Raw genomic sequence first — 12,679 nt, forward strand, 5'->3', positions numbered from 1 at the left:
GTTCCATGCGATCCCCTTGGTGGTCAGTTTGGCTGAGTCCTTCCTGGCTCAACTCCGCCATGATGGATGTGACCCCCCGGCTGCCGGATCTGACGGTGCCCTGATGCAGTCCCCCGCCAGCGGCCGCGCCACCCTCACCGTGCTCGAGTCCCGGGCGGTGGAACTGCACGATCCCACCTCCCTGATGGAGCGCGTGGCCAGGAGCATGCCCCTGACGGCCTTTCTGGAAGGGCCTCAGCAGCAGGGCTTCTTCCACCGCAGTGGGGTTGTCAGCGTCGGCGACGTGGCGGTGTCCTGCAGCGTCCACTCCCCCCTGGAGATCGGCTTTGACGATTGCCCCTTCGCCACGCTGGTGCTGCCGCTGGCTGGGGTGGCCCAGGTGCGGATTGAAGGGCAGCGGCTCGCTTTGGAAGGAGGCCCGATGGCCGCCTACCTGCCCGGCGCCGCCTTCACCGCCAGCACCGGACCTTTGGAGGATGTGCTGATCTGCCTGGATCGGCAGAGGCTGGCCGAGACGGCCTCCGCCCTGGGGGGCTTCGGCAGGAGTGCCCGCAGCTACAGGCCCCGCTTCGAGAGCACCCTGCTGGTGGATGGCAGCCTCCCCTGCGGGCAGGCCGACCTCCTCTGCCATCTCCACCTGGCCCTGCGTCTCATGGAGGCCCCGTTGCTGTGTTCGGCGGGTGGGCTGCAGAGTGCCCCGCTCGAAGACCTGCTGTACCGCCTGGTGGCTGCCCTCATCTGCCCGGAACTGCTCAGCGCCGCGGACGCGACCGTTCCAGGCCCCAGCCCGGATCGACACTTCGACGAGCTGCTGGAGTGGATTCAGGCTCACCTGCACATCCCGATCACCCCCACTGAGCTCAGCCGGCGCAGTTCCTATTCGCCGCGCAACCTGCAGTACCGGTTTCAACAGCGGTTCGGCTGTAGCCCGATGCAATGGGTGAAGCAGCAGCGGCTGCTGGCGGTGCGCCGCGATCTCGAACGGGGCCAGCCCGGCGACACCGTGGCGGCCATTGCTCGGCGCCATGGTTTCACCCATTTGTCGTCGTTTGCGGCCAGCTTCGCCCAGAGCTATGGCGTGCTGCCCTCCGCCCTGCTGCGCTGCTCCCTCTCACAGGGCGACTGCGACTGAGGCCAGGCGAGAGCCTCGCGCCGGCGGCACGGCCAGCTCAGCGGGGAAACAGGAACTGGAACTGTGCCCTCAGGGTCCAGTCCCCGGCGGCATCGGGCTTCATGGCATTCCAGTAGGCCTGCAGCGTGGCATTCACCTTCTGATCACCGATGGCGAACCCCCGGCCAACGCCGCCACCGATGGGCACGGTCCACTGCTCTTGCCCGTCTGGGGCGTTCCAGTTGGAGATGATGATCGGAGCTGTCATCAGATACCAGCCCTTGGGCAGGTTGTCGTTCAGGAATGGTTGCATCAGCAGCTGATTGACCGACTCACGATCACTGTCACCGGCAAAGGACCAGACGTTGTTGCCCACAGCGCCGAACACCACGGGCCCGGTGGACACGACGACCACCGCCGCTGGGCCGGCACTCCACTTCCCCTGGCCCAGAACCTCGTCCATGGCCGTGGGTAAAACAAAGGTGGGCCCCACCCCCCAGGTGACTTTGCTTTTCGAGATCGGGGTGAAGTAAAATTGCGGGTTGATTGACGACCGGGACGATCGTGCGGGTGACCAACAGCAGCTGCTTCGATAGCGGCAGCGGAATCACAGGCTGAATATTCAGAACATTCGGGGTGCCGTCCCCCCGATCGCCCAGCACCGAAATTGGTGTTGTTCTGAAAGGCCACACTGATCAGATTGGCGATCGGGTTCAGGGCCTCTTTGGCGAGGTCAGCTGCACTCCGCTCGGCTTGATCGTCGCTGGTTGCGGCGGCAGGGGGATGGTCGATGACTCGCTCCCCTGGGAGGGGCCCGCAGGATTGGTGTTCGCGATAGCCGCTGGGGCCAGGGCGAAGACACAGAGCAGGAGAGGCCGCTTGATCAAGTGCTGCTCCTTTCTGTGGCTACTTTATATATTTAAGCACGAATCGGCGACTGCTTGGATAGGCTAATAGCCGCTAGAATATTGTCTGCTACTGGGCAGGGATCCATCGGGAATGCGAGCCGGCGAGGCGATAACGGGCGGGGGATTACGTCGCACCATGGTCAAGCATCAGCCATGATCGATTGGCGAAGAAGAATTAAACGACGCCTCTACGCTGATCACTCCAGGCTCAGCGCAGCGGCACGAAGATCCGGTTGCCATTGGCCAGGTTGATGAACTCCACGTTGCCCTGAACGAACACCCGCCGCTCCCAGGTGCCGCCCAGAGAATCCCGCAGCGTCGACTCGCGGAAGCCCTCCTGCACCAGCCGGTAGGTCATCGCCTTGCCGTCCTCCCAGACGATGCGCACCGTGCCATCGGCGGAGTGACTGTCGCGGCAGCCGATCAGTTCGTCGTTGAAGGCGCAGGCCTTCCAGGACTCGGCCAGGGCTGCGGGGGCCAGAACCGCTGGGGCCAGAACCGTTGCTGCCAGGGTGCTTTGGATCAAAGACACGGTCAGGGCGGTATGGCCCAGAGGTCTCGGCATGGCAGGCGAAGCCGGGAACCTAAGTATGACCGGGCCCTGCGTTGTTCTCACGCGGCATCGCCGCCAAGCCGCAGGGCGCCTCAAGGTCTCCGCCGCAGCGGCACCACCAGCATGGGCCTCACCTCCCCAGCAGCCCAGCCACGCCAGGGGCAAGCTGGAAGCGGTTTTCCACCCGTGGCGTTTGAACGCTTTGGATCCTCCCACCAGGCTGCTGTTCCTTCCCGGCGCCTCCGGCAACGCCGCTCACTGGAGGCCCGTGGCCGAGCGCCTCGTCCATGCCGCTGAACGGATCCATCTGGGTTGGCCTGGCTTCGGGGCGACGCCGGCGGATCCTCGGGTCACGGGATTCGATGCACTCCTCGATCTGGTGCTCGCCCGCCTCGATCAGCCTTGCGCCGTGATCGCCCAGTCGATGGGGGGCGTGCTCGCTCTCCAGGCGGCTCTTGCGGCACCCCAGCGGATCACTCACCTGGTGCTGGCCGCCACGTCGGGCGGCCTGCCGATGAGGGAACACGGGGCCGCCGACTGGCGTGAGCCCTTCCGCCTCGCCCATCCCCAGCTGCCGGATTGGTTCGCCACCGCGTCGGTGGATCTCTCCCAGCAGCTGCCCGCCGTCGCCGTTCCCACCCTGCTCCTGTGGGGCGACGCCGATCCGATCAGCCCGGTGGGGGTGGCACAACGCCTCACCTCGTTGCTGCCGGCCGCGCGGTTGGTGGTTCTGCCCGGCGGCACCCATGACCTGGCCCTGGAGAGGGCCGATGAGGTTGCAGCGCTGATCGATCGACACCTACGCCGACTGGTACCGCCTGGATGGGCTCAGCCTGAATGGGATCAGTCCCCGAACTTGCGATCGAGCCACAGCGTGAGCACATAGACGCCGATGAACATCGGCAGGTAGGCCACCCACATGTTGGGAAGATTCAGCTCTGAGTTGTTGATCAGAACAAGGCCTGAGTAACTGACCAGGCCATAGATCAAGGCTCTGCGCAGGGGGCCAGAAAGTTGCTTCACCGCAGACCTGCCCAAGCGCTTGCCCCATGGTATCGGCTGTGATTCCGCTCGCCGAACCTGGGTTTGAGGCTGCACCGTCCCCCTTGCCCGCCCATGATGACCCCTCGCCCCAGGCGGTCCTGCCGTGTGGTCTTTTCCATGCCCCATCCCCCCCGGCCTGCGATCCCTCTCTGCAGGGCAGTGACGACCCTGCTGGTGGCCGCGCTGCCCCTCCTGCTGCAGCCCCAGGCCGCCAGGGCCCGCCAGCCCCTGAACCCCGACATCGAGACGATGTGCGAGGGGTTGGCCCTGATCAATCAGAAGCTGGGTGCCACTGCTGCTCCGGGCACCCCCATGGCCGAGCTCATGGAGCAGGAGCTGGTGATCACGGCCGCCCAGTTCGAGGCCCTGTGGTCGTTGATGAAGCTCACCCCCACGCCCAGCTGCGAGTCGCTGTACTGATGGCCCGATGAGCACGCCCTCTCCGGGCCGGCTGCAGCAGGTGCTGGGGCTCGGCTTTGGCCTTGCCGGCGCCGTGGGGGGCACGATCGGGGCCGGCATCCTGCGCACCCCCGGCATCGTGGCGGCCCAGCTGCTCGATCCCTGGCTGATCCTCGCGGCCTGGCTGCTGGGTGGCCTCTACGCGGTGCTCGGCGCCCTCTGCGTGGCCGAGCTGGCCAGCAGCCTGCCCCGCGCCGGTGGCTGGTATGTGTACGCCGAGCGGGCCTTCGGGGCCCGGGCCGGCGGCTTGGTGGGCTGGACCGACTGGCTCGCCCACTGCATCGGCCTGGCCTGGGTGGCCACCACCACCGGCGAAGTGGTGCTGCAGCTGCTGCCCGCTGCCGGCCTGTCCGAGCGCCTGGTCGGCCTGCTCACCATTGCCCTGTTCGGCCTGATCCAGTGGCGCGGGGTGCGGGCTGGCAGCGCCAGCCAGGAGCTGCTCAGCCTGGCCAAGGCGGTGGCCTTCCTGGGGCTGGTGGCGGCCTGTTATCTGCTGCCGCCGCTGGACTCCACCAGCGTCTACACCAGCGCCGGCGCTGGTGAGCCCCTGGCCTGGGGCAGCCTCGGCCTGGTGGCCCTCACGGCCCTGCAGCCGGTGATCACCACCTACGACGGCTGGGCCAGTCCGATCTACTTCTCCGAGGAGTTCACCGATCCCGCCAATGACCTGCCCCGCTCCCTGATCGGCGGCGTGCTGGCCGTGCTGGTGCTCTACCTGCTGATCAACGGGGCCCTGCTGCATGTGCTCACACCGCAGCAGCTGGCCGCCTCCAGCCTGCCGGCCACCACGGCGGCCCAGTTGCTTGGCGGTGCGATCGGCGGACAGGTGATCACGGCGGTGGCCCTGGTGGCCCTGCTCGGGCTGATCAACACCGTGGTGATGGCCGCGCCGCGCATCCTCTACGGCCTCAGCCGCGATGGCCTCTTCCCGGCCCTGGCCCAGGGCGTGAACCCAGGCGGCACCCCCACAGGCGCCCTCGGCCTCACCCTGGCGGCCTCCATGGCCCTGGTGCTGGCGGGATCCTTCGAGCACCTGCTGGCCATGGCCGCCTTCCTCTACGTGTGCCTGCCCCTGGTCGGCATCGCCGCCCTGGCGGTGCTGCGGCAACGGGAGCCCGAGCTGGAGCGCCCCTTCCGGCTGCCCGCCTACCCGCTGGCGCCGCTGTTGATCGCCCTGGTGTCGGTGGCGTTCCTGGCGGCGGCCTTGCTGCAGGACAGCGCCAACAGCCTGGCGGCCCTCGCCCTGGCCAGCCTGGGGCTGGTGATCCCGCGGCGTTCCAGCCCCGATCAGGCGGAGCCCGGGGCGGCCGGCGCCGGCGGCTCCAACCAGTAGGTGGTCATCGCCCCCACCCCCTTCACCAGCAGGGACCCGCGCTGCTGCACCTGGAAGCGTGGCTCCAGCCTGCGGGCCAGGGCCTCGCTCAGCTGGATGCGGCCGGCGAGGCCATGGCTTTCCATGCGGCTGGCGATGTTCACCGTTTCGCCCCAGAGGTCGTAGATGAACTTCTTGGTGCCGATCACACCGGCTACCACCGGGCCGCAGTGCATGCCGATCCGCAGGGCCATGCCCTCGGCCTCCGGGCTGCGGAAGTCGCGCATCCAGGCCTGCATGTCCAGGGCCATGGCGGCGATGGCGTCGGCGTGGTTCTCGCGGGGCAGGGGCAGGCCCCCCACCACCATGTAGTTGTCGCCGATGGTCTTGATCTTCTCCAGGCCATGGCGTTCGCAGAGCTGATCGAAGGCGGTGAACACCTGGTTCAGCAGCTGCACCAGGGCATGGCAGGGCAGCCGCGCCGCCAGGGCGGTGAACCCCTCGATGTCGGCGAACAGCACGCTCACATCGGCATGGGTCTCGGCGATGGTGCGCCGTCCCCGCTTCATCTCCATTGCGATCGGCGGCGGCAGGATGTTGAGCAGCAGCTGGTCGGCCCGCTCCTGCTCCTGCTGGGCACTGCGCTCGGCCACCTGGCGGCGCTCCATTTCGGCTGCCGTGGTGAGAAACGACTGGTTGAAGGCCTGCTCCACCTCCCCCACCTCATCGGCAGCCCCGGGGGGCAGCAGCAGGGTTTCCGGGTTGCTGGTGGCGCCCGAGGCCAGGGCCCGCCCGGCCAGCACCAGCCGATCCCGCAGGGTCACGATCCGACCGATCACCAGCCGCTGCATCACCACCAGGGTGATCAGCGTGAGGAAGGCCGCGATCCCCAGCACGATCAGGGTGATGTTGAGGGTGTAGCTGACCAGCCCTGCGCGGATGCTGCTGGCCTCGTGGCGCATCACCAGAAGATGGTCGCCGCCCAGGCTTTCCGGCCCCCACACGGCGTCGTAGCTGCCGCGCAGCGGATACCAGCGCCCCTCGATGCGATTCCGGCTGGCCTGGACCCCTGAGAGCTGCGGCAGTGCCCCGAAGCCGCCCAGCCTCTCCCCGCTGGACGCCCGGTACAGCGCGGCCCCCTCGATGTCCTGCAGCATCGAGGAGCTCCGCAGCCGCTGCACCGCGGCCAGCAGCTGCGGCGATGAGCCCGCCTGGCCTTCGGCCACCAGCCAATCGATCTTGGCGGTGCTCACCTGCCGCAGCTGCGCCCCGAGCCGGTCGGCCTGGCGCAGCACGGAGGGCACCAGCACCAGCGCCTCCACCACCAGGAAATTCAGAAAGATCCAGAAGGCGATCCGCCGAGCCAACCGGGCCCGGAGCATGGCGGGCAGGGGCACGGCAGCAGAGCACGGAATTCCCCCGGTTTACCGGACTGGGGCCCAGGCGGATGTTTCGCTTCAGTCCGCTGCCTGCGCGCCCTCCATCCAGAGCCAGGCCTGCCGCAGGCTGCCCGCCTCGCCGAGGTTGCCCGGGAAGGTGAGCAGGGGCAGCCGCGGCAGCGGCGCCTCGGCTGGCGGCAGCACCAGCGACAGCCCCGGCAGCAGTTGCCCCTGCAGCTCCACGGCCTCCAGGGCCAGCCCGTCGCGCAGCAGCGCCGAGCTGGTGATGCCCCCCTTGCTGATCACGTAGCCCAGCTGAGGCACCACGGCTGCGGCCAGCCGGGCCATCAGGGCCGCCAGCCCCTGCCCCAGCCGCAGCCGCTCGGCGGCACTGGCGCAGCGCAGCTCGCCGCGGCTGGTGTGCAGCACGGCCGTGCGGCCGCTGTGGAGCACGGCCTCGAGCTGCTGCAGCCAGTCGGCCTCCAGGGAGGCCAGCAGCTCAGCGGGCAGGGGCCCCTCCAGCACCCGCGCCAGGCGGCGCACCGGCAGTTCCACCGCCTGGCAGGTGGGCTCCTGCAGCAGGGTCTCCAGCTGGGCATCGGCCAGGGGCACGTGGGAGCCCACCAGCACCAGCCCCGGCAGGGGGCCGGCTGGCCCCCGGCGCCGCAGGCCCGCCAGGGCAGAGGGTGTCAGCGGCTGGGGGGGCAGCGGCACCAGGCCGTTGAGCAGGCTGGCGGCGCACTGGCACAGGAACCGCCGCGGCCGCCCCCAGCGCTCGCTGGCCGCTGCAGCCGTGAGCTGCCGCACCGCGGCTCCCAGGGCCGCCAGCTGCTGCGGCCGCTCCGCATCCACCACCACCACCGGGTTGCCGCGCAGCGCGGCCAGGCGGGCACAGAGGGCCGCCAGGCCATCCGCCGAGGCCGCCGCCGCGTCGAGTTCCGCCAGGCCGAGCCGCTGCACGCTCCTGGCCGGCAGCCGGCCCGCACTCTTTTCCTCCACCCAGGCCGCCAGGTCGCTGCTGCTGTAGCCGAACAGGCCGTCGCGGGCGAAGGGCGTGGTGTGTACCGGCACGCCGTAGAGGCGGTGCACTCCCCCTGCGGTGGTGCGCCCCCCCGGCAGGAAGGCCGGTGCCAGCAGGGTGGCATCGAAGCCTCCGGGCTCCCGCTCCCCCGGCGCGCTCAGCAGCGGTGCCAGCTCCCGGGCGATCACCTCGCATTCCAGGGGGAAATGGCTGCGCAGGGTGGAGTCGCCCCGGCTCACCACCAGCCAGTGCCGGCAACGCCCCTCGGCCTGCTCCGCCCTGAGCGCCTCGAGCAGGGCCCGGCAGATCTCTGCCACCCTCACGGCCGCCTCGTCCGGGGCCAGGGCGCGGCTGTCGGCCAGCACGAACAGCAGTGGTGAGGGGTGCTGCAGGCCGCGCCGCAGCGTCGCCACATCCCAGCGCAGCAGCAGCAGACAACCGTGCACGGTCTGGGATCCGGTGGGGTCGTCGTCGAGCACCACAACCTTCATGGCACCATCGTGCCGTGATGACTCCCGAGCCCAGCGATCTGCAGGCCGTGGTGCAGGACCTGCACCGGCGCAACGTCACCTGGCTGCCCGCCGGGCTCGGCAGCCGCCTCGACTGGGGACCGCCGGTGGCGCAGCCCCACACGGTGCTGAGCTGCCGGCGGCTGAACCGGATCCTGGAGCACAACCCGGGCGACTTCACCATCAGCGTGGAGGCCGGCACACCACTGGTGGAGGTGCAGCAGGCTCTGGCCCACCACGGGCAGTGGTTACCCGTGGACTGGCCCTGGGGCAGCGGCCCCGCCGGCGAGGCTTCCGGCTCCGTCGGCGGCCTGGTGGCCCGCGGCCAGGCCGGCGGCTACCGCCAGCGCTACCTGGGCGTGCGCGACCAGCTGATCGGCATCCACCTGCTGCGCAGCGATGGCGTGGCCGCCCGGGCCGGCGGCAAGGTGGTGAAGAACGTGGCCGGCTACGACCTGATGCGCCCCCTCTGCGGCAGCTGGGGCTCCCTGGCGCTGATCACGTCCGTCACCCTGCGCACCCAGCCGATTCCGCCCCACCGCCAGGGGCTGCGGCTTGAGGGGGCCAGGCCCGCCCTGGGCAGCTTCTGCCGCTGGCTGCTCGGCTCCAGCCTCAGCCCCGAGCGGCTCGACTGGCAGCGCCGCGGCGGCGAGGCCAGCCTGCTGGTGAGCCTGGCCAGCATCAGTGCCCAGACGCTCCAGGAGCAGATCGCCTGCATCGAGGCGAAGGCCGGCGGCGAAGGCCTGGGCTGCCACTGCCTGGAGCCCGATGCCCTGGCCGCGGCGGAGTGCTGCGGCCAGGGCGACCCCGAGCCCGCCTGGCTGCTGCGCCTGGGGGTGCTGCCCGACCGGCTGCCGGAGCTGCTGGAGCAACGGGCCCTCGGCGGCCTGGAGCTGGTGATGGGCGCCGGCAGTGGCCTGGGCTACGCCTGGGGCAGCGCTGCCGCGGTGCCGGCCCACCGCGTGGAGAGCCTGCGGCGCCACTGCCAGGCGGCCGGAGGGGCGCTCAGCCTGCTGCGGCAGCCCAGCGGCAGCAGCCTGCCCGCCTGGCTCGATGCCCCCTCCCGCCCCCTGATCGAGGCCATCAAGCGGCAGTTCGATCCGAAGCAGCAACTGGCGCGGGGTCGGCTGCCTGGCGTGGCTCCTGTGGCTGGCTGAGGCCCGCCAGCCAGCTGAGCAGGGCTTCATTCACCTGGTCGGGCACTTCGTCATGGGGGCAGTGGCCCGCCTCCAGCACCACCTCGGTGGTGATCTCGGGCGCGTGGCGCTGGAAGGCCTGGCGGCGCCCCACCGCGTTGATCCAGGGATCGCGGATGCCCCAGAGCAGCAGCAGCGGGCAGCGCAGCTCGGCAAACAGCTCATCGAGGGGCTGGCCCCGGGGAATGTCGAACACCGTGCGGAACACGCCGAAGGCGCCCGGATCCAGGGATGGCCGCCGGATCGCCTCCACCAGGGCGTCGTCCACGTTGGTGCGGTCGATGTACACCTGGTTGAGGGTGCGGCGGATCGTGGCGGGGCGGCGCAGGTTCTCGAACAGCAGCCGCTGCAGCACCGGGCTGCGCAGCAAGGCGCCGCCGATCGTCTGGCGGGTGATGGCGCCCCAGCCCTTCGGCGGGGCCTGCTCATCGCTGAAGGGGCCGGCGGCATTCACCAGCACCACCCCGGCCGCCTCGCGAACCGGCGCGGCCTCGCCCTTGAGGGCCGCCGCCGCCGCCAGGGCGGCGAAGCCGCCGAGGGAATTGCCCACCAGCACCGTGGGCCGGCCGATGCGCTCGGCCACATAGGCCACCAGTTGATCGCGCCAGAGGCCGCCGCCATAGGCCAGCCCGGCGGGCTTGGCGCTGCGGCCGAAGCCGAGCAGATCCACGGCATGCACCTCGTGGCTGCGGGCCAGGGCCGGGATGTTGTAGCGCCAGTGGTCGGTGGAGGCCCCGAAGCCATGCACCAGCAGCACCGCAGGCCCCAGCGGCCGCTCCGGCCCCGCCACCACGGCGTGCACGGGGTGGCCCAGGTGGGTCCAGGGCTGGGCAATCGGCTGATCGGGCACGGCAGCGGCCGGCAGGGAGGGCCGATGCTAAGGAGCACCGCGAGCTCACCCTTGCCCCTCGCCAGCATCGACTGGATCGGCCTGCTGCCGGGGATCGCCCTCTGGGCGCTGGCCCTCTACCTGCCGCTCAGCCTGCCCCTGGGGCGGCTGGAGCAGGCCCTGGCGGCCGGAAGCTGGCCGCCCCTGCTGCAGCAGGTGGTGCTGGTGGGGCTCAGCCTGCTCGCGGCCGTGGCGGTGGGTGCCCTCACGGAGATCGGCCTGGGCCTGGCCCTCGGCCCCAGCTGGGCCTCCAGCCTCGGCCTGATCGCCGTGGGCTGGGGCCTGTTCACAGCTCTCGCCAGTCGAGCCAGGGAAGACCAGGAATGATCGCCGGGGTGGAGCGCCGGTAGGCGGCGTAGTCGGGGTGGGCGCTGGCCAGGGCCCGCTCCTCCCGCCGCGCCTTGCCACCCAGCACCGCGCCGAGGGCCAGCAGCAGGCCCAGGTGCAGCAGGCTGCCGAGGGCGAGCGTCACCCCCAGGGAGCAGAGCAGCACCGCCTGGTAGAGGGGGTGGCGGCAGCGGCCGTAGGCGCCGCTGGTGACCAGGGCCGCCCCCGGGATCGGCTCCGGCAGGGGCGAGAGGCTGGCGCCCAGGCCGAGGAAGCCCTGCAGGGCCAGCCCCAACCCCACCAGGAACAGCACGGCACCGCCCAGGGCCAGGGGCAACGGCCAGGCATAGCCCCAGGCCCCCGGTGCCGGCCAGGGCGGCAGCAGGTGGGCGGCGATCAGCAGCAGCTGGGCCAGCAGCCACCACTCGCCCCGGCGGTTGTCGAGCCAGCCGCCCCAGCTCAGGCCCCAGCGCCGCAGCTGCGAGACACCGGTTTCAGGTGGGGATTTCGGCGAGGGGGTCAAGGTCGGGTCCTCCGGATTGGCCACCGAGCACCAGTCTGAGCAGGATCGGGGCCAGGAAGGTGGTGCCGATCACCATCAGCAGGATGGCCGCCTCCAGCGACTTGGTGAGCAGGCCGGCCTGGCTGCCGAGCCCCAGGAAGATCAGTCCCACCTCGCCGCGGGGCATCATCCCCAGCCCCACCACCAGCCGGTTGGTCTTCTCCTTGCTCACGTAGCTCCAGCCCGCCGCCACCTTGCCCAGGATCGCCACCAGCAGCAGGAAGGCGGCCACGATCAGCCCTTCGTGGTTCTCGGGGTTCATCGGGTTGAGCACCGAGAGATCCATGCCGGTGCCGATCAGCACGAAGAAGATCGTGGCGAACAGGGCCACCAGGGGCTGCACCGTGCCCTGGATCGCATGGGTGTGCTTGGAGCCGCTCAGGATCAGGCCCGCCGCGAACGCACCCAGGGCCGCCTCCAGGCCGATCGCCTGGGCGGCGAAGCAGCACAGGGTGAGCACCACGAAGCCGGCCACCACCACCTCGCCGGGGGCCTTGAGCCGATCCAGCAGCCAGTCGAAGCCGGGGGCGGCCGTGCGGCTGAGGAAGAGGGCCGCGGCCACGAACACGCCGGCGGACACCACCAGCTTCAGCAACGGGGCCAGCTCGAAGCCGCCGCCTCCGGCCAGGCTCACCACCACGGCCAGGATGACGATGCCGAGGATGTCATCGAGCACCGCCGCGCCGATCACCGTCTGCCCCTCGCGGGTGCGCAGAAACTTGAGCTCCCCGAACACGCTGGCCGTGATCCCGATCGAGGTGGCCGTCATGGCCGCTCCGGCGAACACGGCCGGAATCAGCGGCACGTCAAAAAAGTAGTAGAGCCCGGCCGTGCCCAGGGCGAAGGGCAGCACCACGCCGGTCACCGCCACAGTGGTGGCCTGGGCACCCACCGCCACCAGCTCATCGAGCTCACTTTCCAGCCCGGTGAGAAAGAGCAGGGCGTAGAGCCCGATCTCCGACACCTGCTTGAGGTTGGGGAAGGTTTCGGCGTAGAGATCCTGCACGCTGGCCGGCTCCAGGCCGGAGAGGGAGCCCAGCAGCGAGAGGCTCCACGCGGAGAGCTGGGCCTGGGTGTCGGGCGGCACGATCAGGTGCAGCCCCGAAACGCCGATCACAACGCCAGCCACCAGTTCGCCCAGGATCGTGGGCAGCTGCAGGCGCACCATCAGTTCGGCGAGCACCCTGGCCGCCACGAAGATCACGACGAACTCGCCGACGGAAATCAGCGTTTCGGCCACCTCGGACTGGTGACTGTCAACGGCGAGCAGCAGGGCTGGCAGGGTCATGGAGGCGGGCTTCTGGGGCCGACTGGATCGCCGGCGCCGGTGTTCGGACGCAGATCTCTAACCAGCGGCGCCGTTCCACCGTGGCCATGGTCGCTACCGTCCGCACATGCCGTTTCTGGGC

The 12,679-nt window shown here is 70.4% G+C and carries 14 protein-coding genes; 6 read left to right on the top strand and 8 right to left on the bottom strand.

Annotation, left to right across the window (positions count from 1 at the left end):
* The first annotated feature begins 103 nt into the window (after nt 1–103).
* Complete coding sequence (locus ACWJIO_RS09080) at nt 104–1,132, top strand: helix-turn-helix domain-containing protein (protein WP_480312971.1); 1,029 nt, start codon at nt 104–106, stop codon at nt 1,130–1,132.
* Between the two features lie 37 nt (nt 1,133–1,169).
* On the opposite strand, the gene ACWJIO_RS09085 is transcribed toward ACWJIO_RS09080, so the two are convergent.
* Nucleotides 1,170–1,574, bottom strand: coding sequence for a hypothetical protein (locus ACWJIO_RS09085; RefSeq protein WP_480312972.1), 405 nt, complete (start codon nt 1,572–1,574; stop codon nt 1,170–1,172).
* Between the two features lie 653 nt (nt 1,575–2,227).
* On the bottom strand, nt 2,228–2,551 hold the full coding sequence (locus ACWJIO_RS09090) for a hypothetical protein (protein ID WP_480312974.1): 324 nt from the start codon (nt 2,549–2,551) through the stop codon (nt 2,228–2,230).
* A gap of 223 nt (nt 2,552–2,774) precedes the next feature.
* Between ACWJIO_RS09090 and ACWJIO_RS09095 the strand changes: the two genes are divergently transcribed.
* Complete coding sequence (locus tag ACWJIO_RS09095; protein WP_480312975.1) at nt 2,775–3,458, top strand: alpha/beta fold hydrolase; 684 nt, start codon at nt 2,775–2,777, stop codon at nt 3,456–3,458.
* On the opposite strand, the gene ACWJIO_RS09100 is transcribed toward ACWJIO_RS09095, so the two are convergent.
* A complete protein-coding gene (locus ACWJIO_RS09100) occupies nt 3,416–3,595 on the bottom strand; it encodes a hypothetical protein (RefSeq protein WP_186698186.1) in 180 nt (59 codons plus the stop codon). The genes ACWJIO_RS09095 and ACWJIO_RS09100 overlap by 43 nt on opposite strands.
* A 138-nt stretch (nt 3,596–3,733) precedes the next feature.
* On the opposite strand from ACWJIO_RS09100, the gene ACWJIO_RS09105 reads away from it, so the two are divergent.
* Both ACWJIO_RS09105 and ACWJIO_RS09110 read left to right on the top strand, forming a co-directional pair.
* Entirely contained in the window at nt 3,734–4,036 is a 303-nt protein-coding gene (locus tag ACWJIO_RS09105) for a hypothetical protein (protein WP_480312977.1), read from the top strand.
* Between the two features lie 7 nt (nt 4,037–4,043).
* Nucleotides 4,044–5,408: an APC family permease gene (locus ACWJIO_RS09110; RefSeq protein ID WP_480312978.1), complete on the top strand. Its 1,365-nt coding sequence runs from the start codon at nt 4,044–4,046 to the stop codon at nt 5,406–5,408.
* Here the strand turns inward: ACWJIO_RS09110 and ACWJIO_RS09115 are convergent.
* Nucleotides 5,363–6,784 carry an adenylate/guanylate cyclase domain-containing protein gene (locus ACWJIO_RS09115; RefSeq protein WP_480312980.1) on the bottom strand — a complete coding sequence of 474 codons (1,422 nt, stop codon included), beginning with the start codon at nt 6,782–6,784 and terminating at the stop codon, nt 5,363–5,365. The genes ACWJIO_RS09110 and ACWJIO_RS09115 overlap by 46 nt on opposite strands.
* Nucleotides 6,785–6,844: 60 nt before the next feature.
* Entirely contained in the window at nt 6,845–8,278 is a 1,434-nt protein-coding gene (locus ACWJIO_RS09120) for a four-carbon acid sugar kinase family protein (protein ID WP_480312982.1), read from the bottom strand.
* A 17-nt stretch (nt 8,279–8,295) separates the two neighbouring features.
* Between ACWJIO_RS09120 and ACWJIO_RS09125 the strand changes: the two genes are divergently transcribed.
* Entirely contained in the window at nt 8,296–9,453 is a 1,158-nt protein-coding gene (locus ACWJIO_RS09125; RefSeq protein WP_480312984.1) for an FAD-binding oxidoreductase, read from the top strand.
* On the opposite strand, the gene ACWJIO_RS09130 is transcribed toward ACWJIO_RS09125, so the two are convergent.
* Nucleotides 9,380–10,342: an alpha/beta fold hydrolase gene (locus ACWJIO_RS09130; RefSeq protein ID WP_480312985.1), complete on the bottom strand. Its 963-nt coding sequence runs from the start codon at nt 10,340–10,342 to the stop codon at nt 9,380–9,382. The genes ACWJIO_RS09125 and ACWJIO_RS09130 overlap by 74 nt on opposite strands.
* 51 nt (nt 10,343–10,393) lie before the next feature.
* On the opposite strand from ACWJIO_RS09130, the gene ACWJIO_RS09135 reads away from it, so the two are divergent.
* The gene (locus tag ACWJIO_RS09135; protein ID WP_480312987.1) at nt 10,394–10,708 is read left to right on the top strand and encodes a hypothetical protein; all 315 of its coding nucleotides are present in this window, start codon (nt 10,394–10,396) and stop codon (nt 10,706–10,708) included.
* Here the strand turns inward: ACWJIO_RS09135 and ACWJIO_RS09140 are convergent.
* On the bottom strand, nt 10,668–11,231 hold the full coding sequence (locus ACWJIO_RS09140) for a methyltransferase family protein (RefSeq protein WP_480312988.1): 564 nt from the start codon (nt 11,229–11,231) through the stop codon (nt 10,668–10,670). The two genes, ACWJIO_RS09135 and ACWJIO_RS09140, sit on opposite strands and share 41 nt — an antisense overlap.
* Nucleotides 11,203–12,558 (bottom strand): cation:proton antiporter, encoded by a 1,356-nt coding sequence (locus ACWJIO_RS09145; protein WP_480312989.1) that lies wholly within the window; start codon nt 12,556–12,558, stop codon nt 11,203–11,205. Before ACWJIO_RS09145 ends, ACWJIO_RS09140 begins: the two co-directional genes overlap by 29 nt.
* Between the last annotated feature and the right edge of the window lie 121 nt (nt 12,559–12,679).

Source organism: Paraciimarium castrense LEGE 11436 (assembly GCF_056633055.1).

Coding starts and splice junctions, on each gene's coding strand:
- ACWJIO_RS09080 (WP_480312971.1), top strand. CDS start 104: ATGCAGTCCCCCGCCAGCGGCCGCGCCACCCTCACCGTGCTCGAGTCC.
- ACWJIO_RS09085 (WP_480312972.1), bottom strand. CDS start 1,574: ATGGACGAGGTTCTGGGCCAGGGGAAGTGGAGTGCCGGCCCAGCGGCG.
- ACWJIO_RS09120 (WP_480312982.1), bottom strand. CDS start 8,278: ATGAAGGTTGTGGTGCTCGACGACGACCCCACCGGATCCCAGACCGTG.
- ACWJIO_RS09145 (WP_480312989.1), bottom strand. CDS start 12,558: ATGACCCTGCCAGCCCTGCTGCTCGCCGTTGACAGTCACCAGTCCGAG.
- ACWJIO_RS09105 (WP_480312977.1), top strand. CDS start 3,734: ATGCCCCATCCCCCCCGGCCTGCGATCCCTCTCTGCAGGGCAGTGACG.
- ACWJIO_RS09125 (WP_480312984.1), top strand. CDS start 8,296: ATGACTCCCGAGCCCAGCGATCTGCAGGCCGTGGTGCAGGACCTGCAC.
- ACWJIO_RS09110 (WP_480312978.1), top strand. CDS start 4,044: ATGAGCACGCCCTCTCCGGGCCGGCTGCAGCAGGTGCTGGGGCTCGGC.